The sequence below is a fragment of the Euzebya rosea genome (assembly GCF_003073135.1).
GTDB classification, from domain to species: Bacteria; Actinomycetota; Nitriliruptoria; order Euzebyales; family Euzebyaceae; genus Euzebya; species Euzebya rosea.
Map to the genome: position 1 here is coordinate 76,313 of NZ_PGDQ01000008.1, position 24,878 is coordinate 101,190.

At 72.6% G+C, this 24,878-nt stretch carries 26 protein-coding genes; 18 read left to right on the forward strand and 8 right to left on the reverse strand.

Annotation, left to right across the window (positions count from 1 at the left end):
• Positions 1–43: 43 nt before the first annotated feature.
• A complete protein-coding gene (locus tag CUC05_RS12520; protein ID WP_108666450.1) occupies positions 44–1,075 on the forward strand; it encodes a hypothetical protein in 1,032 nt (343 codons plus the stop codon).
• On the opposite strand, the gene CUC05_RS12525 is transcribed toward CUC05_RS12520, so the two are convergent.
• Positions 1,043–2,128 carry a hypothetical protein gene (locus CUC05_RS12525; RefSeq protein WP_157965502.1) on the reverse strand — a complete coding sequence of 362 codons (1,086 nt, stop codon included), beginning with the start codon at positions 2,126–2,128 and terminating at the stop codon, positions 1,043–1,045. The two genes, CUC05_RS12520 and CUC05_RS12525, sit on opposite strands and share 33 nt — an antisense overlap.
• Before the next feature lie 276 nt (positions 2,129–2,404).
• On the opposite strand from CUC05_RS12525, the gene CUC05_RS12530 reads away from it, so the two are divergent.
• Positions 2,405–3,436: a hypothetical protein gene (locus tag CUC05_RS12530; protein WP_108666452.1), complete on the forward strand. Its 1,032-nt coding sequence runs from the start codon at positions 2,405–2,407 to the stop codon at positions 3,434–3,436.
• Positions 3,437–3,623: 187 nt separating this feature from the next.
• Here the strand turns inward: CUC05_RS12530 and CUC05_RS12535 are convergent, their stop codons facing one another.
• On the reverse strand, positions 3,624–4,463 hold the full coding sequence (locus CUC05_RS12535; protein ID WP_108666453.1) for a PhzF family phenazine biosynthesis protein: 840 nt from the start codon (positions 4,461–4,463) through the stop codon (positions 3,624–3,626).
• Between the two features lie 63 nt (positions 4,464–4,526).
• On the opposite strand from CUC05_RS12535, the gene CUC05_RS12540 reads away from it, so the two are divergent.
• Together CUC05_RS12540 and CUC05_RS12545 are read left to right on the forward strand one after the other, a co-directional pair.
• Entirely contained in the window at positions 4,527–5,009 is a 483-nt protein-coding gene (locus CUC05_RS12540) for an SRPBCC family protein (RefSeq protein WP_108666454.1), read from the forward strand.
• Complete coding sequence (locus CUC05_RS12545) at positions 5,006–5,935, forward strand: alpha/beta fold hydrolase (protein WP_108666455.1); 930 nt, start codon at positions 5,006–5,008, stop codon at positions 5,933–5,935. The genes CUC05_RS12540 and CUC05_RS12545 overlap by 4 nt, the downstream gene beginning before the upstream one ends.
• A gap of 15 nt (positions 5,936–5,950) precedes the next feature.
• On the opposite strand, the gene CUC05_RS12550 is transcribed toward CUC05_RS12545, so the two are convergent.
• Complete coding sequence (locus tag CUC05_RS12550) at positions 5,951–6,793, reverse strand: hypothetical protein (RefSeq protein ID WP_157965503.1); 843 nt, start codon at positions 6,791–6,793, stop codon at positions 5,951–5,953.
• 25 nt (positions 6,794–6,818) lie between these two features.
• Positions 6,819–7,880 (reverse strand): alpha/beta fold hydrolase, encoded by a 1,062-nt coding sequence (locus CUC05_RS12555; protein WP_205712301.1) that lies wholly within the window; start codon positions 7,878–7,880, stop codon positions 6,819–6,821.
• Between the two features lie 167 nt (positions 7,881–8,047).
• On the opposite strand from CUC05_RS12555, the gene CUC05_RS12560 reads away from it, so the two are divergent.
• Positions 8,048–9,259, forward strand: a complete 1,212-nt coding sequence (locus tag CUC05_RS12560; RefSeq protein WP_157965504.1) for a glycosyltransferase family protein — start codon at positions 8,048–8,050, stop codon at positions 9,257–9,259.
• 63 nt (positions 9,260–9,322) lie between these two features.
• Here the strand turns inward: CUC05_RS12560 and CUC05_RS12565 are convergent, their stop codons facing one another.
• Complete coding sequence (locus tag CUC05_RS12565) at positions 9,323–9,982, reverse strand: sigma-70 family RNA polymerase sigma factor (protein WP_157965505.1); 660 nt, start codon at positions 9,980–9,982, stop codon at positions 9,323–9,325.
• Positions 9,983–10,353: 371 nt separating this feature from the next.
• Between CUC05_RS12565 and CUC05_RS12570 the strand changes: the two genes are divergently transcribed.
• Together CUC05_RS12570 and CUC05_RS12575 are read left to right on the forward strand one after the other, a co-directional pair.
• Positions 10,354–10,560 (forward strand): hypothetical protein, encoded by a 207-nt coding sequence (locus tag CUC05_RS12570; RefSeq protein WP_108666460.1) that lies wholly within the window; start codon positions 10,354–10,356, stop codon positions 10,558–10,560.
• A gap of 105 nt (positions 10,561–10,665) precedes the next feature.
• Positions 10,666–11,637: a magnesium and cobalt transport protein CorA gene (locus tag CUC05_RS12575; protein ID WP_108666461.1), complete on the forward strand. Its 972-nt coding sequence runs from the start codon at positions 10,666–10,668 to the stop codon at positions 11,635–11,637.
• Positions 11,638–11,667: 30 nt separating this feature from the next.
• Here CUC05_RS12575 and CUC05_RS12580 read toward each other — a convergent pair whose 3' ends face one another.
• Positions 11,668–12,135, reverse strand: coding sequence for an RrF2 family transcriptional regulator (locus CUC05_RS12580; protein WP_157965507.1), 468 nt, complete (start codon positions 12,133–12,135; stop codon positions 11,668–11,670).
• A 131-nt stretch (positions 12,136–12,266) separates the two neighbouring features.
• On the opposite strand from CUC05_RS12580, the gene CUC05_RS12585 reads away from it, so the two are divergent.
• The 7 genes from CUC05_RS12585 to CUC05_RS25890 all read left to right on the forward strand — a co-directional run bounded on the left by CUC05_RS12585 (position 12,267) and on the right by CUC05_RS25890 (position 19,397).
• On the forward strand, positions 12,267–13,148 hold the full coding sequence (locus tag CUC05_RS12585; RefSeq protein ID WP_108666463.1) for a sulfite exporter TauE/SafE family protein: 882 nt from the start codon (positions 12,267–12,269) through the stop codon (positions 13,146–13,148).
• A gap of 40 nt (positions 13,149–13,188) precedes the next feature.
• Positions 13,189–14,532, forward strand: a complete 1,344-nt coding sequence (locus CUC05_RS12590) for a cytochrome P450 (protein ID WP_108666464.1) — start codon at positions 13,189–13,191, stop codon at positions 14,530–14,532.
• 282 nt (positions 14,533–14,814) lie between these two features.
• On the forward strand, positions 14,815–15,834 hold the full coding sequence (locus CUC05_RS12595; RefSeq protein ID WP_157965508.1) for a Gfo/Idh/MocA family protein: 1,020 nt from the start codon (positions 14,815–14,817) through the stop codon (positions 15,832–15,834).
• A 41-nt stretch (positions 15,835–15,875) separates the two neighbouring features.
• A complete protein-coding gene (locus CUC05_RS12600) occupies positions 15,876–16,787 on the forward strand; it encodes a hypothetical protein (protein WP_108666466.1) in 912 nt (303 codons plus the stop codon).
• Positions 16,788–16,818: 31 nt separating this feature from the next.
• The gene (locus tag CUC05_RS25885; protein WP_108666467.1) at positions 16,819–17,325 is read left to right on the forward strand and encodes a methylated-DNA--[protein]-cysteine S-methyltransferase; all 507 of its coding nucleotides are present in this window, start codon (positions 16,819–16,821) and stop codon (positions 17,323–17,325) included.
• Between the two features lie 47 nt (positions 17,326–17,372).
• Positions 17,373–18,458, forward strand: coding sequence for an NAD(P)/FAD-dependent oxidoreductase (locus tag CUC05_RS12610; RefSeq protein WP_108666468.1), 1,086 nt, complete (start codon positions 17,373–17,375; stop codon positions 18,456–18,458).
• A 387-nt stretch (positions 18,459–18,845) separates the two neighbouring features.
• Entirely contained in the window at positions 18,846–19,397 is a 552-nt protein-coding gene (locus CUC05_RS25890) for a transglycosylase family protein (protein WP_276308895.1), read from the forward strand.
• A 115-nt stretch (positions 19,398–19,512) separates the two neighbouring features.
• On the opposite strand, the gene CUC05_RS12620 is transcribed toward CUC05_RS25890, so the two are convergent.
• Positions 19,513–20,331: a thioesterase family protein gene (locus CUC05_RS12620; RefSeq protein ID WP_108666469.1), complete on the reverse strand. Its 819-nt coding sequence runs from the start codon at positions 20,329–20,331 to the stop codon at positions 19,513–19,515.
• 84 nt (positions 20,332–20,415) lie between these two features.
• On the reverse strand, positions 20,416–21,558 hold the full coding sequence (locus tag CUC05_RS12625; protein ID WP_108666470.1) for a CaiB/BaiF CoA transferase family protein: 1,143 nt from the start codon (positions 21,556–21,558) through the stop codon (positions 20,416–20,418).
• A 129-nt stretch (positions 21,559–21,687) separates the two neighbouring features.
• On the opposite strand from CUC05_RS12625, the gene CUC05_RS12630 reads away from it, so the two are divergent.
• The 4 genes from CUC05_RS12630 to CUC05_RS12645 all read left to right on the forward strand — a co-directional run bounded on the left by CUC05_RS12630 (position 21,688) and on the right by CUC05_RS12645 (position 24,846).
• Entirely contained in the window at positions 21,688–22,167 is a 480-nt protein-coding gene (locus CUC05_RS12630) for a winged helix-turn-helix transcriptional regulator (protein WP_108666471.1), read from the forward strand.
• A 62-nt stretch (positions 22,168–22,229) separates the two neighbouring features.
• Positions 22,230–23,498, forward strand: a complete 1,269-nt coding sequence (locus CUC05_RS12635) for a lycopene cyclase family protein (protein WP_108666472.1) — start codon at positions 22,230–22,232, stop codon at positions 23,496–23,498.
• Positions 23,491–24,348, forward strand: coding sequence for a formyltetrahydrofolate deformylase (gene purU / locus CUC05_RS12640; RefSeq protein WP_108666473.1), 858 nt, complete (start codon positions 23,491–23,493; stop codon positions 24,346–24,348). The genes CUC05_RS12635 and purU overlap by 8 nt, the downstream gene beginning before the upstream one ends.
• Positions 24,349–24,447: 99 nt before the next feature.
• Positions 24,448–24,846 (forward strand): hypothetical protein, encoded by a 399-nt coding sequence (locus tag CUC05_RS12645; protein ID WP_108666474.1) that lies wholly within the window; start codon positions 24,448–24,450, stop codon positions 24,844–24,846.
• Positions 24,847–24,878: the final 32 nt, after the last annotated feature.

Sequence of the window (24,878 nt, forward strand, 5' to 3'; positions counted from 1 at the left end):
CGGCCGGGTACCCCCGTCGGCGGTTGGTGCCTACGCTGCAGGCATGACCTCCACCGCATCACTCGCCGACCAGCTGCTCGACGCCCAGGTTGCCTGGATCCTCGAGCAGCTGACGGGGCCACGGCTGCCCGAGCTGCTCGAGCGCGACGTCGACGACCTGCTCGCCGTGGCCGGCCGGATCAGGCTGGACGCCGCGGTCGACCCGATTGACGTCACCCGAGTCGTGCACCGGGTCATGGGCACCGTCCCCGCCAGCACCACCGCCACCACGATGGTGCAGGCCACCGCCGACCAGCTCCACGAGGGACCCACCGCCCGCGTTGCCCCGGCCGACGTCGTCGATCGCGAGCAGGTCGAGGCGCTGGTCGACGCGCTGATGCCGTTGCGACCGCTGGTGGGCCAGGCGCTGGACCGCATGGCCGACTCGCCGCGCATGGGCACCCTCGCCTCGGGCTTCGTGACCAAGCTCGTGGTCGACGTCCTGGAGGCCAACCGGTCGATGGCGCAGAAGATCCCCGGGGTCGGTTCGCTGGTGTCGTTCGGCACCAACGCCGCGACCAAGGTCGTCGGGGTGGCCGACAAGCAGGTCCAGTCGCTGCTCGGTGACACGGCCGGCAAGGGCGCCGCGTTCGCCGTCCGACGCCTCAACAAGGTCGTCATGGACACCCTGAACGACCCGATGATGCGTGATGCGGTCCTGGAGGTCTGGGACGCCCATGCCGGCGACGCCTTCGACGGCGTCGGCGACGCGGAGGGACAGGTCGGCCGCGACGACATCCGTACGCTCGCCGGGGTCCTGCAGGACATCGTCATCGCCGCGGGTCCGAGCGAACCGGCGCTGGCCTTCGCCGAGGCATGGATCACCATGTTCTTCGACATCTACGGCGAGTACCCCATCGCCACGCTCCTGGAGGAGCTGGAGATCAGCCGGGACGACCTGGTCGCCGACGCGATCGCGATCGTGCCGCCCCTCGTGGCCGCCGCGCACGAGGACGGCTGGCTCGAACAGGCCATCCGGACCCGCCTGGAGCCGTTCTTCGCCTCACCGGCCGTCACCGCCATCCTCGCGGGCTGACCCCGGGCGTGTGCTCTGCCCCTCCGGGGGCGTGTGCGACCCCTCGGCGGGCTGGCGGCGCAGGCGCCGGACCGCCAGCACGAGCAGGACGGCCCCGAGGGGCAGGACGATGGCCGCGGCAGTCCGGCTGTCCAGCCCGAACGTCTCGATGAGGGTGGCGGGGACGAAGGCCATCGCGCCGACCCCGCCGGCGACGCCGAGCCAGATGTCGTCCCGGAGTGGCGCCAGGCCGAGCAGCGCCAGGGCCACGACGGCCACGACCAGCGGTCCGGCATCGTTGCCCACGCCGCTCAGCAACCCGCCAGCGAGCACTGCCGCCCCACCGAGCACGCCGAGCCAGCGGGGTCGCATGACGTCGGCGTCGGCGCCGGCCACCCACGCGGCCGCGACGACCGCGAGCAGGATGCCGGTGGTCCGCTCCATGGGCTGGCCGTAGGTCTGCCGGTGGATCGCCTCGGCGATGCCGAACAGCAGGGCGACCGTGCTGATGCCGAGGACCAGGTGGGGCAGCGCCCGCCGGTTGCGGGCGAAGCCGACGGCGGCCACCACGAGGGCGACCGCCGCCGAGACCGCCAGACGTCGATGCACCCAGGGGTCGGCGCAGTCGACTCCGGTGGGGCACGACCCGATGTCGCCGAGCAGCACCTCGACCACGCCGGCGCCGGCCAGCGCACCCGCGGCGGTCAGCACCCCCGCCAGACGGCCACGGGCCCCGTCCAACGGCTGCCCGGTCAGCCCCCACATCGCGGCGGTCGTGGCGACGGTGATGACCACCAGCAACGCGGCGAGCGGCCCCGCGGCCCAGCGCTCGACGTCGATGAGGATGGCGATCGCGCCGACAGTGAGCCCCGCCCCGAGGTACCCCGCGACCTCCACCAGGGCGGCGACGGCCCCGCCGACGAACCCGGAGTCGAGTGAGTCGTCCGCCTCGAGGTCGGTGCGCTCGGCCAGGTCCGCACGCAGGCGGTCGGCGGTCACCTCGTCGATGACCTGTCGATGCAGCCAGTCCGCGACGAGGTCCCGCACCTGCGGGGCGGTGGGCCGTCTCGTCATGGGTGTCCCTTCCCGACGCTGGTGGACACCCCCAGCATGCGCGCATCTCCCCGCCGGTGGGTTCGATTCCCTTCCGGTCGTTTCGCCAGTCGCCCTGACCGGGCTCTGTCCGGCGGGTGACCGACTCCGTGGGCTCGAGCGACTCACACCGGTTCGACGCGTGCCGATATCGAAGGCATCGGAACACGTGCCCTGCGAACGCTGCTCCTGCCCCTGCTCGTCCTGGTCCTGCTCAGCCCCGCCGTGGGTCCCAAGCAGCCGGATGCACGCGGAGCCATGCCACGCCCCCAGACCACCCGACGACCGGTCGAGACCGGCCCGCCGGTCGACCCGACGCGCCCGTACTGGGCCTCGCACGTCGCCAAGGCGGTCGGCCCCCTCGTCGACCCGTCCACGCTCGTCGCAGCCGACCTGCCGCCCGATCCCATGGCGCCTGCGGTGGCCGACGACGACCCCGTGCCCGCATCGGCCGTCACGCTGGCGACCGGAGAGGACCGCCTCGCGGCGTTCCGCGGGCTGGGGACATGGATCGACCTCTACGACCAGTCCCTGCAGCCCGAGGAGCAGGTGGCCATCGCCGTGGCCGGGGGCGTGCAGACGATCTTCGCCCAGGCGTCGTTCACCCGTACCGAGGGGGTGGGGGAGCCCGAGCGGCTGGCCCGACTGATCGAGGTCGCCCACGACCACGGCCTGCAGGTCATGGTGTGGACGCTGCCGTCGTTGGTCGACGTGCACGCCGACCACGTCCGGGCCCACGACGCCGCCATGTTCACCACGCCTCGCGGTGACCGGCCCGACGCCCTCGGCATCGACATCGAGGTCACCGCGGTGGCCGACGTCGCCGAACGCAACCGCCGGCTGCTCGAGCTGCTGACCGCGATCCGCACCCAGAACCCCGAGGTGCCGCTGGCCGCCATCCCCTACCCGCCGTTGCAGCTGGAGCTGAACACCCGCCTGTGGCCGGCCTTCCCCTGGCCCGAGGTCGCCGGGTTGGTCGACGTGATCATCCCCATGTCCTACTCCAGCTTCCGCGGCACCGGCTGGGACGTCACGGTGGGCTGGAACCGCGACAACGTGACCCGCCTTCGCCAGCTGACCGGCAACGACAACGTGCCCGTGCACCTCGCCGGTGGGATCGCCAGCGACCTGCCCCACGCGGGTGCCTTCACCCAGGCGGTGCTGGAGGCGGGCGTGATCGGCGGCTCGTTGTACGACCTGCACACGACGCCGGCGGAGGTGTGGCCGGCCCTGCGCCCGCTCACCGACCTCGTCGCCCTGGCCGACGGCGTGGCCCCGACGACCGGCTGACCCCTCCGCCGACGACCGGTCGACCTCGTGCAGCTCGGCCAGCGGTCGACCCGGCCCCGGTCGACCTCGTGCAGCTCGGCCAGCGAGCCGGCGAACCTGCACAAACGGTTGCCGGTGCGGTGCAGCTCGACCGGTCCCCCGGCCGAACTGCTCATCCTGGTCGGGCCGCGGACCCGGTCCCCACGCGTCAGGCCCGGATCGTGCCGGTCACGACGGTGGTCGACGCGCCCCCGACCCAGACCTGGCCGTCGGCGTCCTGCGAGACGTGAACCCGGCCGGCCCGGCCGAGCACGGCACCCTGGGCAGCGACCCACGGCGCCTCGGCCCGACCGCTCGCGATCAGCCACTGCGCCACCGCGGCGTTCAGCGAGCCGGTCACCGGATCCTCCCGGAGCACGTGCTGGTCGTCGGTGAACAGGCCGCGGATCTCCAGCGCCACCTCACCGCCGGACGGGTGGAAGCCGGCCAGCCCGATGTCGGTCTCCCGGTCCAGGGCGACGCGAGGACGCACGGCCAGCACGGCCTCCGACGAGGCCAGCAGGACCGTCACCCAGCCGGGGCCGTTGTCGGTCCAGGCGGCGTCGACGACCTCGGATGGATCCAGGCAGAGGACGTCGCACACGTACGCCAGGTCCTCCTCCGACACCGAGCCCGACCGTGTGGTCGGTGGTGCCGCGAAGGCCAGGCGTTCGCCGTCACGACGGAGGCGCACCAGCCCGGCGCCGCACTCCTGGACCACGTCGTCACCGGCCGGGCGGCCCCCGGCGTCCAGCCACGCGTGGCAGGACCCGAGCGTGGGATGTCCCGCGAACGGCAGCTCTCGGCTCTGGGTGAAGATCCGCACGCGGTAGTCCGCCTCGGGGGTGGTCGGCGGCAGCAGGAACGTGGCCTCCGACAGGTTGGTCCAGCGGGTGATCGCCTGCATCTCCTCCGTCGTCAGGCCCTCGGCGTCGAGCACGACCGCGACGGGGTTGCCGGCGAACGGCACGGCGGAGAACACATCGACCTGGACGAAACGACGCTGCATGCCCCGAGGTGTAGCGCAGCGACACGCGCCACTTCGGCGACCACCGGCGGCTACGGTGCAGCCATGCCGTCCGTCGAGGCCCGTGTGGTCGTCCCCGTCACCCCCGAGGTGGCGTTCGCCGTGTCGCAGACCACCGGGGAGACCCGGCTGCGCTGGGATCCGTTCATCCGTCGCCAGCACTTCCTCGACGGGGCCGAGCGGCCCGCGGTCGGCGTGCGCACCCGGACGATCCATCGCCTCGGGCTGGCGATGACCAGCGAGTACGTCTCCTACAACCCGCCCACCAACGTCGGCATGCGGATGGTCGAGGGGTCGTGGTTCTTCGAGAGGTTCGCCGGCGGCTGGCAGTTCCGGCCTGCCGAGGGCCGACCCGACCACACCGTGGCGACGTGGCGGTACACCTTCGCCACCAGGCCGGCGTGGCTTGCGCCGGTCGCCGACCGGATCGGCCGCTGGGCCCTCGGGCGCGACATCCGACGGCGGCTCGACGCCTTCGCGCGTGGCTGCGCCGACCCGGTGGTCCTGGCTGCGGTGGATGCCACATGAGGCTGGCGAGGGTGGCGGCAGCGGTCGTCGCGGCAGGGCCAGCGGCGTGGGCGGCCGCCCATGCCGCCGCGCCTGCCGTGCGGGCCTGGACCGACCCGACGCGCCAACCGGTGGGCACGGGCCCGCTGCACGCCACGGCCGGCGACCTCGGTGACGGTCCGGTCGTGGTGGCCCTGCACGGGATCACCGCGTCGGGCCGCTCGTTCGGTGCGTCCTTCGACGACCTCCCGATCGTGGTGCCCGACGTGCTGGGGTTCGGCCGTTCCATGGACGTCGACGTCGAGGGCTACACCCGCGACGACCACCTCGACGCCCTCGCGTCGACGCTGCGCGGGATCGGGGTGCTGGGCCGCCCGTTGGTGCTCGTCGGGCACTCGATGGGGGCGGTCCTGGCCCTGCACGCGGCCACCCGGCTGCCCGGTGTGATGGGTGTCGTCGCGCTGTCCGCACCCCTGTACGACGACGAGGAGGAGGGGCTGCACCGCATCGCCCGGACCGACCACCTGGCGGGCCTGCTGGCCACCGGCGACCTGGCCGAACGTGTCTGCACCTGGATGTGCACGCACCGCTCGACCGCCCGTGCGCTGTGGCCCCTGCTCGCGCCGCGGTGGCCGTGGCCGATCGCCGCCGACGGGGTCCTGCACACCTGGCCGGCCTACCGGGGCAGCCTCCAGTCGTTGGTGCTGGACAGCGGCTGGCGGACCGCCATGGACAGCCTGGTCGACACCGGCGTGCCGGTGCTGCTGATGAACGGCAGCGACGACCCGATCCAGGTGCCCGCCCGCGCCGCCGGCCTGGCCACCCATCCGACCGTGGAGCTGGTCGAGGTGGACGGCGCCGGCCACGAGCTGCCGCTGTCGCACGGGGCCGAGTGCGTCCGAGCGATCGAGGAGCGCCTGTCCCGCTGGGCCGGCGGCCGACCCTGACCGTTCGCTGGTGGTTCAGCCGACGACGACGGGGATGGCACCTGTCTCGCCCGGGTCGGTCTCCAGCCCCGTCCCGCCCTGCAGCAGCAGCGCGACCTGGGTCCCCGCTGGCAGGCCGGACAGGTCGAGCTCGACGGTGAAGGCCTCGGGGTCGGCGAAGGCGCCCCCCGCGGCGATCGCCTGGTCGATCGGGGTGGGGTCGCCCGGCACGTAGGCCGTCACGACGACGGTGCCCTCGAAGCCTCGGCCGATGCCCTCGACGGTGAGGGGGGCCGCCGGAACGGTGGCGTGGGTCTCGGGGGCGGTCACCCGTGCGAACTCGTTGGCCACGCCGATGACGAACCACCCGTCGGCAGGGCCCAGCTGGCGCAGGAGGAGGACGCCACGGGGAACCTGCCGGCCCTCGTCACCCTCACCGGGGGACCGCAGCTCGATCTCGCCGCTGCGGCTGTCGCCTGCTGCGAACTCGCCCAGCGTCGGGGTGACCCCCAGCACGGTGGACACGAAGTCGGTGGCCGCCTCCTCGGGGGTGGCGAACACCACGTCCGCGGCCGGCCAGATGGCGGGCTGGGACAGCTCCACGGGAGGGCTCGACTCGGTCGGGTTCGGTGCGGGGGTGGGAGACGTGGTCTCGGTGGCCTCGGGACTCGGTTCGGCGGAGGGCGTCGGGGTCGGCGTCGCGGCGTCCTCGGTCGGCGTGGCCTCGATGGACGGGGTCGCGCTGGACGGCGTGTCGCTCGCCGGGGGGTCGCTGGCGGCTGTGTCGGTACCGCCCCCGTCACCGCACGAGACGAGGGCGAGGGCGAGCAGCAGCACGAGGACGGTCACGCGGGGGCGGCGAAGGCGGGTCGGCGTCATGCCGCCCAGTCTCACGCGCTCCGGGTCAGCTCGCGGCGCCGATGAAGGACAGGAACCGGGCGTTGAAGTCGGCCGTGTGGTCGATGTGGGGGCCGTGTCCCGCGTCGGGGTGGACGACCTCCTCGTAGGACCCGCCGTTGGCGGCGTAGGCGTCCAGGACGTCACGGGTCTGGCTGACCATCTGCTGCACCGGATAGGCCTCCTCACCCGGCCAGCCCGGGATGATGCCCTGCTGGCCCAGCAACGCCGGATCCCACGCGGAGCCGTCGTTGATCACCACGTCCGCCGTGCCGTGGTGCCACATGATCGGCGGCTTCGGGTCGACGTCGACGATGCCGGAGGTGTTGAGGTACTTCGGCGACAGCGCGTTGAGGATGCCGGTCGTGCCCGGCGCGAAGCCCGGCCAGTGCTCGCTCGCGGTGGCGTCGCCCGGGTACCCCTCCTCACCCATCAGCGAGGACAGCACCTCCTCCACCAGCATGTCCTCCTGCGACGCGGGCATGGAGTAGGCGGGCGACCAGTAGGAGGTCCGCATGACGTTGCGGATGGCGAACGGCGAGTCGGTGCCGGTGTTGCCCGCCGTCATCTGGGCCACGAACTCCGGGTTCCCGGCCCCGCCGCCGGTGCCGGCGTGGTCGGGGGTGCAGGGGGTGCCGTCACGGTGGGTCCCACCGAACCCGTAGGGGGACACCGGGTCGATGAGGGTGAGCGATGCCACCCGGTCGGGATGGTCGATCAGGATCTGCATGATCGCCCCGCCGCCGGTCGACCACCCGACGAAGTGCGCCGGCTGGTCGATGCCGATCGTGTCGAGCAGGCCCATCGTGTCGTCGGCCCAGTCCCGCAGTCCTCGCGTCGCGTCGATCGCGACCTTCTCCGACCCACCGAACCCGCGCATGTCCGGCGCGATGAAGCGGAACCCGTCCGGGCAGGCGGTCAGCTGGTCGTCGTAGAACCGACACGTCGCAAGGTTGCCGTGCACGAGCACCACGGGGGTTCCCTCCACCGACCCGGCTGATGCCCAGCGCATGCGCAGGCGCGGTGTCTCGGTGATGTGCAGGCTGATTCCGGCAGGCATTGACGACATGGACGGTCTCCCTCTCGGACCCGGTGGTTCAGGTGGCAGCGGTCAACCTACTCCGCAGCTGCGTGCCGTGACTCGGGACCCCGGTTTCTCAGTCAGCCCTGACGGGTATCACCCCGTCCCCGATGGTGGCAGTCACCACCGGTCAGCCCTCGAGGAGGGGAGGCCTCGTGTCCACGTTGCCCATGCCGTCGACCACACCATCCGCCGTCCGGTCCGCCGCCGTCCGGACCGCCGCCGATCAGTCCGATGCCGATCGTCCTGTCGGTGGGGACGGGGCGCACAGCCGCGTGCGCTCCGTGTCGCGACCGCGGTCGAAGGCGCCGACGCACGGGGCGTTCCTGCACGACATCGGTCCCTCCTGGCCACGCGTGCTGGTGCACCCGGCCGGCCACCCGCTGGTCCAGCGCCTGCACGGCCGGATCGCCCGGATCATCCAGCCGTGGGGACGCGCGGACGGGTTCGCCGACAGCAGCTGGATCCACGCCCACAGCCTGGAGTGGGACGTCGTCCACCTGATGCTGGGACGCGACACCCCGGGCCCCTTCCGGTCCGTCGAGCAGATGGGTGCGGCGCTGCGGGCGCACCGCGAATGTGCGGTCCCGACGGTCGTGACCGTCCTCGACCTGGCGGTCGACGACCTGCCCGTGCTGGAGGCGTTGCGAGCCAACGCCCACCTGATCAGCCGGGTGACCACCCTCACCAGGGGCGCGGCCGATCGGATCGCGGAGGAGACGGGGATCCGACCCGTCGTCATCCCGCACGGTCCGGTCCTGAACCACCACGACCTGTCCCTCGCCCGCCGCTGGCGCCGGCACGTGCGGCTGCTGCCCACGGACGCCGCACCGCTGGTGGTCTGTGCGACCGCCCCCTCCGACGACCTCGACCTGGATCGCCTGGTCGCGGCCGCCGACCGTGTCGCGGGCAGCCGACCGCTGCGCCTTCTCGTCAACGCCGACCGGGCCCGGCCGCTGGAGGGTGGGGATCCCGACCGCGTCGAGCGGATCGTCATGGACCGCGCGGACGACCTGACGATCGCCAGGGAGATGGCCCGAGCCGAGGCCGTCATCGTCCCGCTGCGGTCCGGCAGCCACAGCCGTGTGGTGGAGCTCGCCGCCGACGTGGGCGTGCCGGTCGTCGCCAGCGACGTCGGCCACCTCGCCGACCAGGTGCCCGTCCGAACCGTGCCGCTCGGCCCCGACGGGGTCGACCTCGAGGCGCTGGCCGCGGCGCTGCGCCGGCCCTTCGGGTTCACCACCAGCAGCCCGCAGTGCCAGCGCGAACGCGCCGAGCATGCGTTCGTCGCGGGCTGGAGCGACCTCTACACCCGGGTCAGGATGGGGCACACCACGGTCGGCTCGGCCCAGGCACGAGTCAGCTGAGCGGCTGCGTTCGCCGCCTCCTTCCATGGGGTCGCCCCGTCAGCGGGACAGGGACTGACTTCGTCAGCGGGTGACCTGCGCTGCCAACGTCGCACGGCCACGCTTGAGGAGGCGCGAGACCTGCATCTGGCTGCAGCCGAGGTGCGCGGCGATCTCGTGCTGCCGCAGGTCCTCGAAGTAGGCCAGGGTCATGGCCGTTCGCTGCGAGCCGGGAAGCTGGCTGATGAGCTCGAGCAGGTCCAGGCGCAGGTCGACGTCATCCGCGGTCGGGTCGGGCAGCACGTCCAGGAGCGATCGGCCGTGCACGCCGATCGGGGCGTCCAGACGGTCGGTCGACCGTGCCGCCCCGGCGATCAGGCCGTCCACGACGTCGTCGGCATCGAGGCCCGACTCGCGGGCCAGGGCATCGACCGTGACGTCATGGCCGAGCTCGCGGAGGCGGGCGGTCGCACGCCCCACCCGGACCATCCGCGCCTTGGCGCCCCGCGGCACGTGGGTGTCCCACGTCCGGTCACGCAGATGGCGCTTGAGCTCACCGTCGATGGTGCGCACGGCGTAGGTGGTGAAGGCCACCTCCCTGTCGGGGTCGAACCGCGTCAGGGCCTTCCACACCCCCATGCGACCGACCTGTGCCAGGTCCTCGGGGTCGGCGTGGATCGAGCCGAGCTGTCGCACGCGGGATCGGACAAGGCCCTCGCAGGCGTCGATCACCGCCTCGGCCACGTCGTCGTCGTGCGTCTGGCACCACCGCCGACACAGGGCCGGCAGCCCACCTCGCTCCCCAACCTCGACACGGGTTGTTCCCGGACGATCGATGACGGTGGACACGTGGCACCCCCGGTGCGTTGCCTGACTGCGGTCGACGCGGGGTGTGGGCGTGCGATCTCACCGTAATCCTGCCCCTGCCGCGTCGACAAGGGGTCCGTTGGCAACGGCCGGGACCGATCGACCGGGTTTGGCATCCTCCGAACAGGGGTAGCGGGTCGGGCTCCTGCCCGATCGTTGTTTGCCGCCTGCCCCCGTCCGGGAACGACGTCGGACGTGACCTCGCGCCCACACCCCGCGTGACCGACCGACATCCACTCGGAGGACCCATGCGACCCCAGCGAACCCTGCACGAACGAGCTCCGCGCGACCCCGGCGACCCCGCCGCCGGCACCGACACCGTGGTCTTCGACCGCGACCGCCCGATGTACGCCTGCCCCCGGTGCGGCTCGACGGCGGTGCCGACCGACGACTGCGTGCCCGATCTGGTCGTGGAGCACGAGTGCGATCGACGCGGGACACTCCGGCTCGGCTGACGCGCCCGAATCGGGCTCCGACGTCGGGGTTCCGTGTGATGGACGACGCTCTGGGGCAGTGTGCGGCTGCAGCACCCCCGACCCCCCGGAGTGTCGAACACCCCCATGATCGTGGACTTCCAGATCGTCGAGGCCGACGGTGACGTCGTCGCGCGCGGCGACTCCTTCGACGAGGCCATGGCGCAGCGTCGCGACGGCGCCTACGTCTGGATCCGGGTCTTCGACCCCAACCCGGGGGAGGTCCGCGAGCTGGCCACGACGTTCGGGCTGCCCGAGCTGGCCGTGGAGGACGCCACCACCGCCCACCAGCGACCCAAGCTGGAGCGGTACGAGGACACGCTGTTCGTGGTCCTCAAGCCGGCGATGTACGACGACGCGCAGGAGACGATCACGCTCGGGGAGATCGACCTGTTCGTCGGCACCGACTTCGTCATCAGCGTGCGACACGGCGATGTCGGCACGCTCGATCCCGCGAGCCGACGCCTGGCGCGTGACCCCGAGCTGGCAGCCCATGGCCCGGCTGCGGTGCTGTACGCCGTGGCCGACGACGTCGTCGACCGGTACATGCCCGTCGTCCGGGAGCTCGAGCGCGACATCGACCAGATCGAGCGCCAGGTGTTCGACACCGACGAGCAGCCGCCCACCGAACGCATCTACGCCCTGGTGCGCGAGGTGCTGGACTTCCAGCGCGCGACCTTCAGCCTGCTGCGGCCCATGGAGGATCTGGCGAACGGGCGCATCGACGGGGTCTCCCACGAGCTGTCCCACTCCTTCCGCGACGTCGCGGACCACGCCCGCCTGGCCCACGAGCGGGCCGCGAGCTTCCGCACCCTTCTGGACAGCGCGCTGCAGGCCAACCTGGCCCTTATCGGCCTCCAGGAGAACCGGGACCAGCGCAAGATCTCGGCGTGGGCAGCCATCGCGCTCGTGCCCACGATCATCGGCGGCATCTGGGGGATGAACGTCGGCGGGATACCGTTGGCGGGAACGCCGGCCGGGTTCGCCCTGCTGGCCGCGATCATGGCGTCGGTGTCGGCCTACCTGTACTGGCGACTTCGTCGCAACGACTGGCTGTAGGCCCGCCCGCGCACACGGCGCCGGTGACGCTCACACGGCGCCGCTGGACTGGACCAGCGGCAACGTCCGGTGGTCCCGCCATGGCCCACCGCTGTCGCGGGCGAGGTCGGCCACGGTCGTCGAGCCGAGGCGCTCGAGCACCAGGTCCCGCACGTCGGCCCAGACGTCGCGCAGGCTGCAGCCGTGGTCCATGGGGCACGGCTCGGGGTTGCTCCGCGTCGCGCAGTCGATGGGGGCGAGCTGCCCCTCGAACAGCCGCACCACCCGCTCGAGGGTGATGTCGGCCGGCGGATGGTTCAGCAGGTAACCCCCGTACCGGCCGCGCTGGGACCGCACGATCCCGTCGCGTCGCATCACCGGCATGACCTGCTCGAGCATAGAAGTGGGCACCTGCGTCCGGCGTGACAGCTCCTCGAGGGTGACCGGTTCGTCGCGGCGTGCCAGCGCGAGGGCCAGCACCGCCCTGGTGGCGTAGTCGGTTCGACGGCTGACCCACATGGACACGGCACCTCTCGACATCGTGGCTTGCGGACCGGGCGCCGAGGACGCACACTCCGCCGATTCACTCGAATATCCCTATATGACTACCTGGGTTTATCAGGTATGGGATCGACAGGAAAGGGAGGGCGATGTCCAACATCGTCGTGCTCGCACTCGTGGGCCTCGTCGCACAGCTGATCGACGGGTCGCTCGGGATGGCCTACGGGGCCACCTCCACGAGCCTGCTGCTGGTGACCGGGCTGTCGCCGGTGGCGGCGTCGGCGTCGGTCCACCTGGCCGAGGTCGGCACCACCTTGGCGTCGGGTGCCGCCCACTGGCGGTTCGGCAACGTCGACTGGCCGCTGGTGCTTCGGCTCGGGGTGCCCGGGGCGATCGGGGCCTTCGCCGGCGCGCACCTGCTGGCGGGGCTGTCGACCGCGGCCGCCGCCCCCGTCACGGCGACGATCCTCCTCGTCATCGGCGTGGTGCTGCTCAGCCGCTTCGTGCAGCGGGACGGCGCGTCCGGGCCCACCGAGCGACGTGTGCCGACCCGGATGGTGGCGCCGCTCGGCCTGGTCGCCGGCCTGGTCGACGCCACGGGCGGTGGGGGATGGGGGCCGGTGGCCACGCCGTCGTTGCTGCTGACCGATCGCCTGCCGCCGAGGAAGGTCATCGGGACCGTGGACACCTCGGAGTTCCTCGTCTCGGCCGCAGCCAGCGTCGGCTTCCTCCTGGCGCTGGGTCGGGAGGTCGTGTCGCTGCCCGTCGTGCTCGCGCTGCTGGGCGGGGGCCTCGTGGCCGCGCCGATCGCGGCGTGGCTGGTCCGACGGGTGCAGCCGCACCTGCTGGGCGTTTCGGTCGGCGGGCTGCTGGTGCTGACCAACGCCCGGACGCTGCTGACCGCCGCGGGTGCCCCCGGCCCGGTACGCGCGACGGCGTTGGTGGCCGTGCTGGTCGTGTGGGTCGCAGCCGTCGGGGCGGCTCATCGGCGACACCGTCGGGCAGGGCTTGCCCTCGTCTCGGCACCCTAGGCTGGGTCCTCCCGACGCCCATCACGAGGAGCACCGCGTCATGCCCGCTCGTCCACCCCTCGCACCCGGACCGCCCGCGAACCCGCTGCTGGGGCACCTCGGCCTGGCCCTGACCGATCACATCTCCTCCTCCTGGGCGACGGTGCATGCCAGCCACGGCGACACCTTCGGCCTGCGGATGGGCCCACCCGGCGTCGGGTACCGGCTGACCGTCACCCGGGATCCCGAGTCGATCGGCTACGTGCTCGGGGCGACGTCACCGTTCGACAAGGAGGGACATCCCTTCTTCGAGGCGTTCCGCGACCTGCTCGGCACGGGCCTGTTCAGCGCCTACGGCGAGGACTGGCGGTGGCAACGACGCGTCCTGCAGCCGCTGTTCACCGCCAAGCAGTCCGCGTCCTACGCCGGTCTGGTCCGCAAGCGCGCGGAGGAGTTCACCAGCCGTTGGATCGAGGCCGACGGGCCGCTGCCGCTGCGGTCGGAGATCCTGCGCCTGACCCTGATGGTGGTCACCGACCTGCTGTTCGGGCAGGGACGGGAGGACCTCGCCGACCGCCTCGAGGCGCACTTCCCCACCATCTCCTCCTACGTCATCGAGCGGGCCTTCAACCCGCTGCGGCTGCCCCGGTCGACGCCGCTGCCGGCCATCCGGCGTCGCGAGGCGGCGGTCGCGGAGGTCTACGAGCTGGTCGACGACGTCCTGGCGGGCGCCGAGGCGACGGAGGACAGCTTCGTCGGCCGGTTGCGTGAGGCGGTCGACCCCGAGACCGGGCGGCGCTTCACCGACGACGAGATCCGCGACCAGGTGCTGGTGTTCGTCGCCGCGGGCCACGACACCACCGCGACGGCGTTGACGATGGCCCTGCAGCTGCTGGGCCTGCACCCCGAGGCACAGGCACGTGCCGCCGCCGAGGTGGACGAGGTCGGTCCGGTGGACTCCGCGGAGGCGGCAAGCCGGCTGGAGTGGACCACGGCGGTCATCGACGAGACGATGCGGCTGTACCCCTCGGCGCCGGGGACCGGCCGGCGTGCAACGGCGGACACCGAGGTCGACGGGTTCTTCGTGCCGAAGGGGTCCAACGTCTACACCAACTTCTGGGGGCTGCACCGCCACCCCGACCTCTGGACCCACCCGGAGGCCTTCCAGCCACAGCGGTTCGTCGACGTGCCCGCCCTGGACCGTCCGCGGCACACCTACCTCCCCTTCGGTGCAGGTCCGCGCGCCTGCATCGGCGCCCACACCGCGGTGCTGGAGATGCAGGTCATCCTGTCCACGGTGCTGGAGCGGGCCGAGGTCGTCGCCACGACCCGCGACATGCCGGTGCACACGGCCATCACCCTCGCCCCGGCGGTCGACCTGCCTGCGGAGTTCCACCGCCGCTGACCGTCCGGACCGCCCGGCGTGTGCGATGGGCACCCGTGGCTGCCGTGCAGCGCACCCACCCTCCCGCGGCGGCCGCCCCGGCCGCGCCCCGGCGTGTGCGATGGGCGCCCGTGGCTGCCGTGCATCGCACCCACCCTCCCGCGGCGTGTGCCTTCCACCGCCCGGCCGGCCCTCCAACGCACACACCGGCCCGGGGCGTGTGGCGCGGCCGCCGGCAGGTGCGGGGGCATCGCACACGCCGTGTCCGGACGAGGGGCACGAGGAGGGGATATGGTGCGGCCGATGACGTCGAACGCCCCCGCCGAATGGGCCGATCTGCCGCCGCTGCGCTGGGGGCTGGTCGGTGCCGGAATCATCGCCCGCTCCTTGACCCGTTCCCTCGCCGCCGCGCCCGGTGAGGTCGTGGCCGTCTGCGCCCGCAACCCCGAGCGCACGGCCGCCTTCGCCGAGGAGCACGGCATCGCGACCGCCCTGACCGACCTCGACGAGATGCTCGCCGACGACTCGATCGACATCGTCTACGTGGCGACGCCGCACTCGATCCACGAGGAACCGGTCGTCGCCGCACTCGAGGCCGGCAAGTCGGTGCTGTGCGAGAAGCCGCTGTCCCACGGCCTGGCCTCCACCCAGCGGTGCATCGACGCCGCCCGCGCGTCGGACGCCACGTTCATGGAGGCCATGTGGACGCGCTTCCTGCCGGCGTGGCGCACCGCCGAGTCATGGATCGAGGCCGGCGACATCGGCGAGGTCCGGACGCTGACCGCCAGCATGGGGTTCCCGGCGCCGACCGACCCCACCCACCGGCTGCAGGACCCGGCCCTCGCCGGCGGTGCGCTGCTGGACATCGGGGTCTACGTCCTGGCCCTGACCCAGCGGATCCTCGGCGGTGACCCCGAGGACCTCCAGGTCCTCTGGGAGCCGACCGCGACCGGCGTCGACGGGCAGGTCTCCATCGGGATGCGCTACGCCGACGGGCGCATGGCGAACCTGGCCCTCAGCCTGGTCAGCGACATGGAGGGCACAGCGGTTGTCTCGGGCAGCGAGGGTGCGGTCGCCGTGCCGTCCTTCCACCGCGCCGAGGAGGTGCAGCTGACCCAGCGACGGACCGTGCAACGCACCGAACGGTTCCCCCACCTCGTCAACGGGCTCGAGCACCAGGTCGCCGCCATCACCGCCGCGGTCGCCGACGGCGCGCAGGAGGTCGACGGGATGACGTGGGCCGACAGCCTCGAGGTGGCTGCGCTGTCCCAGCGGATCCGTGATCGCATGGGGCTGCGCTACCCCTTCGACCCACCCACCTGAGGCCCAGCACCCAGCGGGGTCCGCCCAGCAGGAGGTCATCGATGGAACGTGTCGTCTACATCCACGGGGTCGTGCCACAGGGCGCCGTCGACCACACCACCAGCTACCGGGCGTTCCGCGACGGGCTGACGACGCGCCTCGTCGACGAGGGGCACGAGCCGCTGCCCCCGCTGGCCGACAGCGTCACCGTCGAGTGGGGGTTCCCCCACCCCCTCGCCGGGGACACGGCGTCGCTGGCCCGCGCCCAGGAGGTCATCACGCGGCGGGTCGACACGGCAACCCCGTCGGATCGGACCTCCTTCAGCGGGTTGCTGTTCGCCCCCGCGATCGAGCCGGTCCGCGGCCTCATCCAGCACACCTGGGCCGACATCGTCCACTACGTCTCGGAGAAGGGGAAGGCCCGGATCCGCAACGTCGTGTGGGGCCGGATGCTGGCGCTGATCGACCCCCACGAACCCACCGACCTGACCGTGATCGGCCACAGCGCCGGATCCCTCATCGCGATCGACCTGCTGTTCTGGTTGTTCTCCCACCAGCGCGAGGACCCCGCTGAGGTGCGGGAGATGGGCCTGGACCCCGACGAGGTGGAGGCGGCGCACACGAACTGGCGCATCCGGCGGCTGGTGACGTTCGGGTCACCCATCGCGGCGCTGCTCATCCGCTCCACCGCGGTCACCGACATCCTCGCCGACGACGGCACGCTGGACGCCGGTGACCTCGGGCTCGGGACTCGCTGCCACGACGGGGCCATGCCGCTGTGGCTGAACGTGTGGGACCGCCACGATGTGCTGGCCTACCCCGTCGAACCCTTCTACACCGGCGCGGAGATCCACGACCTGTACCCCGACCACTCCGATTCGTTGCTGGGATCCCACGAGGCCTACTGGCACGCAGACCGGGTGCACCGGGCCCTCGCCGCGGCATGGGGACGACAACCGATCCCGCTGACCTGACCCCCACCGACCCGCGATACGCTGCCCGACGATGGGACGGTGGCACGACGTGGTGGACAGCCCGATCGGACCGCTGACGGTGTCGGTGGTCGATGGGGAGGACGGCGGCGAGCCCGAGCTGACCGGAGTGTTCTTCGAGCAGCACCGCCATCCCGTTGATCCCGCCGTCCTCGGCGCTCGCGACGCCGGTCCGATCCGCCGGGTCCGCATCCAGCTGGAGGAGTACTTCACCGGCGACCGCGAAGCCTTCGACGTGCCGCTGGCCCCGGCCGGCACCCCGTTCCAGCTGACCGTCTGGCGGGCCCTGCGCGACATCCCGTACGGCGAGACCATCGACTACGGCGAGCTGGCACGACGCATCGGCAGGCCCACCGCGTCCCGCGCGGTCGGGGCGGCCAACGGTCGCAACCCGATCAGCATCGTCGTGCCGTGCCACCGTGTCATCGGCTCGACCGGCACCCTGACCGGCTACGGCGGTGGGGTCGAGCGCAAGCAGGCGCTGCTGGACCTCGAGCAGCGCGGGCGGCGGTTGTTCTGACGACCTCCGAGGCCGGGCCCCGTCGCGCACCGTGGTGGCTCGACGACGTGGCCGACGACGCCGTGGAGGCGTCCCCGCTGCCAGCGGACCCGGTCCGCGCCGACGTGGTGGTCGTCGGGTTGGGCGCCTCCGGGCTGGAGGCGATCGTGCTGCTGGCCGAGGCGGGGCTGGACGTGGTCGGGCTGGACGCCAACGGCATCGCCGGTGGGGCCGCCGGCGCCAACGGCGGGTTCCTGCTGGCGGGGCTGCCGGACTTCCACCACGAGGCGGTCGGCCGTCACGGTCGACCCGCGGCGAACAGCTGGTGGCATCGCACGGTGGAGGAGCTGGACCGGCTGGAGGACGACGAGCCGTCGTTCCAGCGGGTCGGCAGCCTGCGGATCGGGGCGGACGAGGACGAGGAGCGCGACTGCCTGATCCACCTCGCCCAGATGAAGCGCGACGGCATCGACGCCCTGGCCTACGACGGGCCGGAGGGCCGCGGGCTGCTGGTTCCCGGCGACGGCATGTTCCACCCGGGTCAGCGCTGCCAGCGGCTGGCACGTCGGGCCGTGGCGGCGGGGGCACGGCTGCACGCGCCAGCCCCGGTCCGTTCGGTCGACTCCGGCCGGACGCTGGTGGCCTCCCCGGACGGCGGAACCCGGCAGGTCCGCAGTCGGGTGGTCCTGGTGGCGGTCGACGGGGGGCTGGAGCACGTCGTCCCGGAGCTCGCCGGCACCGTGCGGACCGCGAGGCTGCAGATGCTGGCCACGGCCCCGCTGCCACCACCCACCGTGCCCCGGCCGGTCTACCGACGCTTCGGCCTCGACTGGTTCCAGCAACGACGCACGGGTGAGGTGTTGCTCGGTGGTGGCCGGGACGTCGGCGGTGACGAGGAATGGGATGCCCCAGCCGAGCCGAGCGAGACCGTCCAGTCCCACCTGGATCGCCTGCTGGCCGAACTCGGCCTGGACTGGGCCGCGGTGACCCACCGCTGGGCGGCCCGCGCGGCGTTCACGACCACCCGCTTGCCCATCGACGCCCAGCCCCGCCCGCGGGTGCACGTCGTGGGCGGCTACAGCGGCCACGGCAACGTGATCGGCAGCCTGCTGGCGCGGCAGGCTGCCCGCCGGATCCTCGCCTCGGCCCGGTGAACGGTCGGGTGAACGGTCAGGTGAACAGGGCCTCCGGGACCCCCTGCTGGAGCTCCGTCCGGGACGCGTCGTCGGGTGACGCCCGGACCTGAACGACCCATACGGGACGATCGGACAGGTTGGCGCCGTGATCGGCGTTCCCGAGCGTTCGCAACCCGTCGTCCACAGGCTCTGACCTGTCCGCTCGACCCGCGCACCGGACGGCTCCTCGACGCCCGAAAACCCCATGGATACGGGGCCGGCGCAGCATGTGAACGGTTTCACATGGCCGACGGGACGCCTGACCAGCAGGACCAGACCCCACAGAACGCCAAGGTTTTCCACACCTACTGTGATCTGGCTATGTTTAACTCCTGCAAGCACTCCGGTAGCCGCGGTTCGCGCTTCGTGCGCGGATTCGCCGTCGCTGCCCTTGTCCTCGGCCTCCAGGTCACCACCATGGGCGCCGCCTCCGCCGCGACCCCGCCCGCAGAGAGCCCCGGCTGCGAGACCTACGGCTGCCTCTACGAGCACTGCCCCACCCACTACTCGCGCGGCGGCAACGACCGCGATGCCTCGTGCGACTACGGCGTGGCTTACCAGCGCCTGCCCGATGGCCCCGACAACCGCCGCTTCGTGAGGGTCCTGTGGCCCGAGCACTACAGCAGCGACCGTCGTGGCATGTGGGACGACGTCGCCTACTGCGAGTCGACCTGGCGCTGGAACATCAACAACGGCAACGGCTTCCACGGCGGCGTGCAGTTCCACCCCAACACGTGGAGCGCCTACGGTGGCGGCGAGTACGCCGCCAACGCCTGGCAGGCCACTCCGGAGCAGCAGATCTCCGTGGCCGAGCGCGTCGCCTTCCAGGGCTGGACCCGCGCGGACGGCACCCACGTCCGTCCCCAGGGCCCCGGTGCCTGGCCGCGTTGCGGTCGCTACCTGAGCGCCCCCGCCTAGACCACCCCTCCTCCACCCGACCTTCCCCGGACACTTCCCCGCACGCCACGACGCCGCAGCCCGAGGGCCGCGGCGTCGTCGTGTGTCCGGGTCGTGGGTCCGCAGGTCCGAGGGGTCAGCCGCCGGGCTGGCTGTAGCGGGCGTGCTGGTTGGAGTGCAGGACCAGGCGACCGGTGCTGTCGTAGACCTCCGCCTCCTCGTCGGTGAACCCCTCACCGACGTCGGTGGTCCGAGCCACGACCCACAGCGGGCCGGGGGCCGGCCGTGCACGGAGCTGCGCGGACAGCTCGACGGTGGGGACCCAGCCGGTGGGTCCGAGGGCGTTCCACAGGGCCGGCGGTGTCACGTCGGCGGCCACGATGGCCAGGACCTGGTCGGCCGCCTCGCCGCTCGGGGGATCGACGAGGCCCCGGATCAGGCCCGCACCCGTGGGTGCGCCGTCCCAGAAGCCGACGTCGGCCCGCATCAGCCGCAGGCCGAGGCGATGGGCGACCGCCGGCGTCGCCTCGTATCCCGGCTGGCCCGCGGGTGGGGTGAGCTGGTCGTCGGGAGCAGCGTTGCCGTCGCGGTTTGTCCAGCGGGGACCGTCGAAGGCCTCTCGGTCCGCGAGCAGGACCATGCTGGTGGTGACGAGCTCACCGTCCTGCCGACCGTGGACGGCCATCGTGGTGAACCGTCGACTGCGCCCGAGCTCCACCGCCTCGAGCTCCATGGGGCCGAACACGGCCTTGCGCGTGAAGTGGGTCGTGATCGACATGACGTCGGGCAGCTCGGAGGCGACCAGCGCACCTCGCGCCGCGATACCCATCAGGTAGCCGCCATGCGGGATGCCGAAGACGTCCCAGCCGGGCTGCACCTCCGCCCGCAGCCCCTGCCCGTGCGGGCGTACCGCGGTCGCCTCGGCCAGGCCCTCCACCAGCGTCGTCGTGTCCATCCCGGTTCTCCCAGTCGTCGATCGTCGACACGATGGTGGCACGGCTGAGTTCGTTTGACAAACTCAGCTTTCGCGAGGGCGTCGTCAGTCCTGGGTGACGACGCCGCGGGACAGGAGGTCGCCGATCTCGTCGTCGTCGAACCCGAAGTCGCCGAGCACCTCCCGGGTGTGGGCGCCCGCCGAGACCGACGGGGTGGGCGTGTCGGGCTGGGTGACGCTGAAACGGGGAGCCGGCGCCGGCTGGACGATGCCGTCGACCTCGATGTGGACCCCGCGGGCCACGTTGTGGGGATGGGCCGCGGCCTCCTGCAGGTCGAGGACCGGCGCGTAGCAGGCGTCGGTACCCGCCAGCAGGTCGTCGAGCTCGTCACGGGTGTACCCGGCGATGACCTCGGCCAGCCGCGCGCGCTGCGCGGGCCACTGCGATGCGTCCATCTGGTTGTCGAAGATCGGGTCGTCGAGCTCGAGCCGCGTGCGCAGCTCGGCGTAGAACTGCGGCTCGATCGGGCCGAGGGCGACCCACTGGTGGTCGGCGGTCTCGTAGGTCGTGTAGAACGGCGCGCCGCCGTCCAGCAGGTTGCTGCCGCGCTCGGTCGTCATCAGCCCCTGGGCGTGCATCGCGTAGAACATGTGCATCAGCGCCGAGGCTCCGTCGACCATGGCCGCGTCGACGACCTGGCCGACCCCCGTCGAGCGGGCCTGGAGCAGGCCGGCCAGCAGGCCGAAGGCGAGGAACATCGCCCCGCCACCGAAGTCGCCGACCAGGTTGAGCGGGGGGACCGGGCCGCGGCCGGTCTCGCCGATGGCATGCAGGGCACCGGACAGGGCGATGTAGTTCATGTCGTGGCCAGCCGCCTGGGCCAGCGGGCCGTCCTGCCCCCACCCCGTCATGCGGCCGTACACGAGCGTGGGGTTGCGGGCCAGCGCGTCGTCGGGGCCGACGCCCAGGCGTTCGGCGACGCCGGGTCGGAAGCCCTCGAACATCGCGTCCGCCCGTTCGGCCAGCCGCAGGACGGTCTCGGCGCCCTCGGGTGACTTGAGGTCCAGCGCGATGCTGCGCCGGTTGCGGAACATGGTGGCGTGGCCGAACGTGGCCCCCCAGTTGCCGCCGGCGCGGTCCACCCGGATGACCTCCGCGCCCATGTCGGCCAGCATCATCCCGGCGAACGGCCCGGGGCCGATCCCCGCCAGCTCGATGATGCGGATGCCTTCCAGCGGTCCTGCCATGTCCGGTCCTCTCGTGTGGTGCTGCCCCGACTCCGGACGGTCTACCATCCGTCTGGTAGAGACACGAATCGCCGATGTGTCTCGTGGACGGCGGGTTGGACGGTGGGCGCGCGCGTTACAGTTGTCGCCATGGACTGGACGGCGGTGGACAACGAGGCCTGTGCGGTCACGCGGGCCATGGACGTGCTGGGTGACCGCTGGTCGGTGCTGGTGCTGCGCGAGATCTTCAACGGCGTGCGCCGCTTCGACGACATCCAGGGGCACATCGGCGTGTCGCGCAGCGTGCTGGCCATGCGGCTGAAGGACCTCGTCGACGTCGGTGTGCTGACCAAGCGCGAGTACCGGCCCGACTCCGGACGGGTGCGCCACGAGTACCGCCTGACCGAGATGGGCCGCAGCCTGCAGCCGGTCATGCAGGCGTTGATGGAGTTCGGCGACACCTGGCTGACCACCCACGACGAGCCGACGATGGTCGTGCGCCACCGCGGCTGCGACGCGCAGGTCCACGTGCGGTCGGTCTGCGACCACGGCCACGTCGTCGAGGAGCCCCGCGACCTGTACGGCGAGATCGGCGGCGCACCCCTGCGGGCCGAGAAGGCCACCGCCTGACCGCGTCCGACGAGCGCACCCCCGCCCCGCCCCCGTCGGCGCGATCGGGGCCTGCGTCGGCCATGGACGATGATCGGTGCGATCGTGTCGACCCGGCGGACGTGGTGGTCGTCGGGGCGGGCCCGGCGGCGTGGTCCGTGGCCGGCCACCTGGCCCGGGGAGGGGTGGACGTGGCCCTCGTCGCGCCCGACCCCACCCGACCGTGGCCGGCCAGCTACGGCGCGTGGGCCGACGAGCTGCCGGCCGACCTGCCGGCGGACGTCCGCGCGACCGACATGGCCGACGCCGTGGCCATCGCCCGGGCACGCCACCACCTCGGCCGGACCTACACGATGCTCTCCACCGATCGGCTGCAGGCCCACCTGACCGACCCCGCCGTCCGCACCGTCGTCGGCACCGCCCGGGGGACTCGCCGCGGCCCGACCCACACCGCCGTCGTGCTGGGCGACGGACGCACGGTCCCGGGCCGGGTGATCATCGACGCGAGCGGGGCCGGCCGGGTCCTCACCGGCGGACGGACACCAGCGCCACGCGCCGCCCAGACCGCCTACGGGCTGCTCGTCGACGGCGCCCGGGCAGCCGAGGCCGGGCAGGCGTTCATGGACTGGCGGGACGACCACGGCCACATGGGATGGCCGACCTTCCTCTACGCCGTCCCGCTCGACGGGGGCCGCCTGCTGCTGGAGGAGACGTCGTTGGCCCGCCGACCGGGGCTGCCGATCGCGGAGCTGCGCGCCCGGCTGCACGCGCGGATGGCCGCCCGCGGGCTGGACCGCGCCGTCCTCGCCGACGCCGACGCCGCCGGCGCCGTGGAGCGGGTCGCGTTCGTCGTCGACACTCCGCTGACCCGCGGGCGAGCACGCGTCGTCCCGTTCGGCGCCGCCGCCCCGATGATCCATCCCGCGACCGGGTACAGCCTGGCGGCCACCCTGCGGACCGCTCCGACGATGGCCGAGGCGATCCTTGCGCACCTGCCCGGCGACGGACGGGACGCCGCCGCGGCCGCCCGGCGAGCGATCTGGCCGACCGACGCGCGGCTGGTCCACCACCTCCGCCGGCGGGGTCTGGAGGTCCTGCTCGCGCTGCCACCCGAGGGGGTCATCGACTTCTTCGAGCTGTTCTTCGACCTGCCGCCCGCGCACCAGCGCGCCTACCTCTCCGAACGCGACGACGCCCGAGCGGTCATGGCTGCGATGGCGGCGGTGTTCGGGGCAGCCGACGGGCCGCTGAAACGCCACCTCCTCCGCTGGGGCGGGGTCCCGATCGGGGACGCCCCGGCCCCGGATGCGGCATCCCGGGCGCCGGGTGGCACGATCGTGGGCCATGAGTGACACCACCGCCTACCTGCTGACGCTGGCCTGCCCCGACGCGCCGGGCATCGTGGCCGCGGTCGCCAACGGCATCGCCGACCTCGGCGGCAACATCCTCGCCAACGCCCAGTTCAGCGAGCCGTCGATCGAGCGGTTCTGCATGCGGATGCGGTACGAGGCGCCCACGCAGGACCCCGACGAGATGGCCGCGACCCTCCGGGACGGCCTGCCGGTCGACGACGACATCGAGCTGGTCGTCCACGAGGCGGACTACCGCACTCCCACGCTCCTCATGGTGTCCAAGTACGACCACTGCCTGCGTGACCTGCTGTACCGCTGGCACGCCGGTGAGCTGCCCGTCGACATCCGCATGGTCGTCTCCAACCACTGGGACCTGCAGGAGGTGGCGGCCAACTACCGCGTGCCGTTCGTGCACGTGCCGGTCACGAAGGACACCAAGGCGGCAGCCGAGGCCAGGCTGATGGAGCTGGTCGACGAGCACGACATCGAGCTGGTCGTCCTCGCCCGCTACATGCAGATCCTCTCCGACGACCTGTGCCGGCAACTCGAGGGGCGGATCATCAACATCCACCACTCCTTCCTGCCGGGCTTCAAGGGCGCACGGCCCTACCACCAGGCGTGGGAGCGCGGGGTGAAGGTCATCGGCGCAACGGCCCACTACGTCACCGCCGACCTCGACGAGGGCCCGATCATCGACCAGGACGTCGAGCGGGTCACCCACGCCCACACCCCCGACGACCTCGCCGTCATCGGCCGCGATGTCGAGCGCATCGTCCTCAGCCGGGCGGTCCGGGCGCACGCCGAACGGCGCATCTTCCGGTTCGCCGACCGGACGGTCGTCTTCAGCTGACCCGGCCAAACCGTGTCGATCGGGCCATGCCCGAACGGCCGGTCCCGGAACCCTTGGGATCGGGGGAGCATTGAGGCCACCACCCCCGAGGAGGTAGCCATGCGCAGTCAGTACGTCGTCGTCATCGACGACATCGACAACATCGGCCCCGTGGAGGACGCGATCGTCCAGCTGGCAGTCCAGCAGGACGTGAACTTCCACGTCATCTCCACCGGCGAGGGCGAGGTGCTGGTCACCGACCAGGAGACGCCCGGACACATCCGCCTCATGTTCCTGGTCGCCAAGCTCGCGGACCGCCTGATCCGGGTGACCGGCGAGCTCGCCAGCGCGGCCGACCTGCCCGGACTGGAGGCACGCATCGAACGCCTGGAGCCCGAGCGGGTCTACGTCGCCACCCCGTCCGGCAAGCTGGACCGGATGCTCCACCGGGACATGGCCAGCCGCCTCCGCGGCCTGCTGGACGACGTCGAGGTCATCCCCCTGCCCGTCGCTGCCTGACCCTCCCCCTCGCGGGGGAGCCGCCTGGCCGT

What these genes read in the sequence shown, in the direction of transcription:
- CUC05_RS12545 (WP_108666455.1), top strand. Translation starts at nt 5,006, where the DNA reads ATGAGGCTGGCGAGGGTGGCGGCAGCGGTCGTCGCGGCAGGGCCAGCG.
- CUC05_RS12525 (WP_157965502.1), bottom strand. Translation starts at nt 2,128, where the DNA reads ATGACGAGACGGCCCACCGCCCCGCAGGTGCGGGACCTCGTCGCGGAC.
- CUC05_RS12580 (WP_157965507.1), bottom strand. Translation starts at nt 12,135, where the DNA reads ATGTGGGTCAGCCGTCGAACCGACTACGCCACCAGGGCGGTGCTGGCC.
- CUC05_RS25885 (WP_108666467.1), top strand. Translation starts at nt 16,819, where the DNA reads ATGGGACGGTGGCACGACGTGGTGGACAGCCCGATCGGACCGCTGACG.
- CUC05_RS12600 (WP_108666466.1), top strand. Translation starts at nt 15,876, where the DNA reads ATGGAACGTGTCGTCTACATCCACGGGGTCGTGCCACAGGGCGCCGTC.
- CUC05_RS12520 (WP_108666450.1), top strand. Translation starts at nt 44, where the DNA reads ATGACCTCCACCGCATCACTCGCCGACCAGCTGCTCGACGCCCAGGTT.
- CUC05_RS12635 (WP_108666472.1), top strand. Translation starts at nt 22,230, where the DNA reads ATGGACGATGATCGGTGCGATCGTGTCGACCCGGCGGACGTGGTGGTC.
- CUC05_RS12625 (WP_108666470.1), bottom strand. Translation starts at nt 21,558, where the DNA reads ATGGCAGGACCGCTGGAAGGCATCCGCATCATCGAGCTGGCGGGGATC.
- CUC05_RS12550 (WP_157965503.1), bottom strand. Translation starts at nt 6,793, where the DNA reads ATGACGCCGACCCGCCTTCGCCGCCCCCGCGTGACCGTCCTCGTGCTG.
- CUC05_RS12570 (WP_108666460.1), top strand. Translation starts at nt 10,354, where the DNA reads ATGCGACCCCAGCGAACCCTGCACGAACGAGCTCCGCGCGACCCCGGC.
- CUC05_RS12630 (WP_108666471.1), top strand. Translation starts at nt 21,688, where the DNA reads ATGGACTGGACGGCGGTGGACAACGAGGCCTGTGCGGTCACGCGGGCC.
- CUC05_RS12535 (WP_108666453.1), bottom strand. Translation starts at nt 4,463, where the DNA reads ATGCAGCGTCGTTTCGTCCAGGTCGATGTGTTCTCCGCCGTGCCGTTC.
- CUC05_RS12645 (WP_108666474.1), top strand. Translation starts at nt 24,448, where the DNA reads ATGCGCAGTCAGTACGTCGTCGTCATCGACGACATCGACAACATCGGC.
- CUC05_RS12595 (WP_157965508.1), top strand. Translation starts at nt 14,815, where the DNA reads ATGACGTCGAACGCCCCCGCCGAATGGGCCGATCTGCCGCCGCTGCGC.
- purU (WP_108666473.1), top strand. Translation starts at nt 23,491, where the DNA reads ATGAGTGACACCACCGCCTACCTGCTGACGCTGGCCTGCCCCGACGCG.
- CUC05_RS12575 (WP_108666461.1), top strand. Translation starts at nt 10,666, where the DNA reads ATGATCGTGGACTTCCAGATCGTCGAGGCCGACGGTGACGTCGTCGCG.
- CUC05_RS12590 (WP_108666464.1), top strand. Translation starts at nt 13,189, where the DNA reads ATGCCCGCTCGTCCACCCCTCGCACCCGGACCGCCCGCGAACCCGCTG.
- CUC05_RS12620 (WP_108666469.1), bottom strand. Translation starts at nt 20,331, where the DNA reads ATGGACACGACGACGCTGGTGGAGGGCCTGGCCGAGGCGACCGCGGTA.
- CUC05_RS12540 (WP_108666454.1), top strand. Translation starts at nt 4,527, where the DNA reads ATGCCGTCCGTCGAGGCCCGTGTGGTCGTCCCCGTCACCCCCGAGGTG.
- CUC05_RS12555 (WP_205712301.1), bottom strand. Translation starts at nt 7,880, where the DNA reads ATGTCGTCAATGCCTGCCGGAATCAGCCTGCACATCACCGAGACACCG.
- CUC05_RS12585 (WP_108666463.1), top strand. Translation starts at nt 12,267, where the DNA reads ATGTCCAACATCGTCGTGCTCGCACTCGTGGGCCTCGTCGCACAGCTG.
- CUC05_RS12530 (WP_108666452.1), top strand. Translation starts at nt 2,405, where the DNA reads ATGCCACGCCCCCAGACCACCCGACGACCGGTCGAGACCGGCCCGCCG.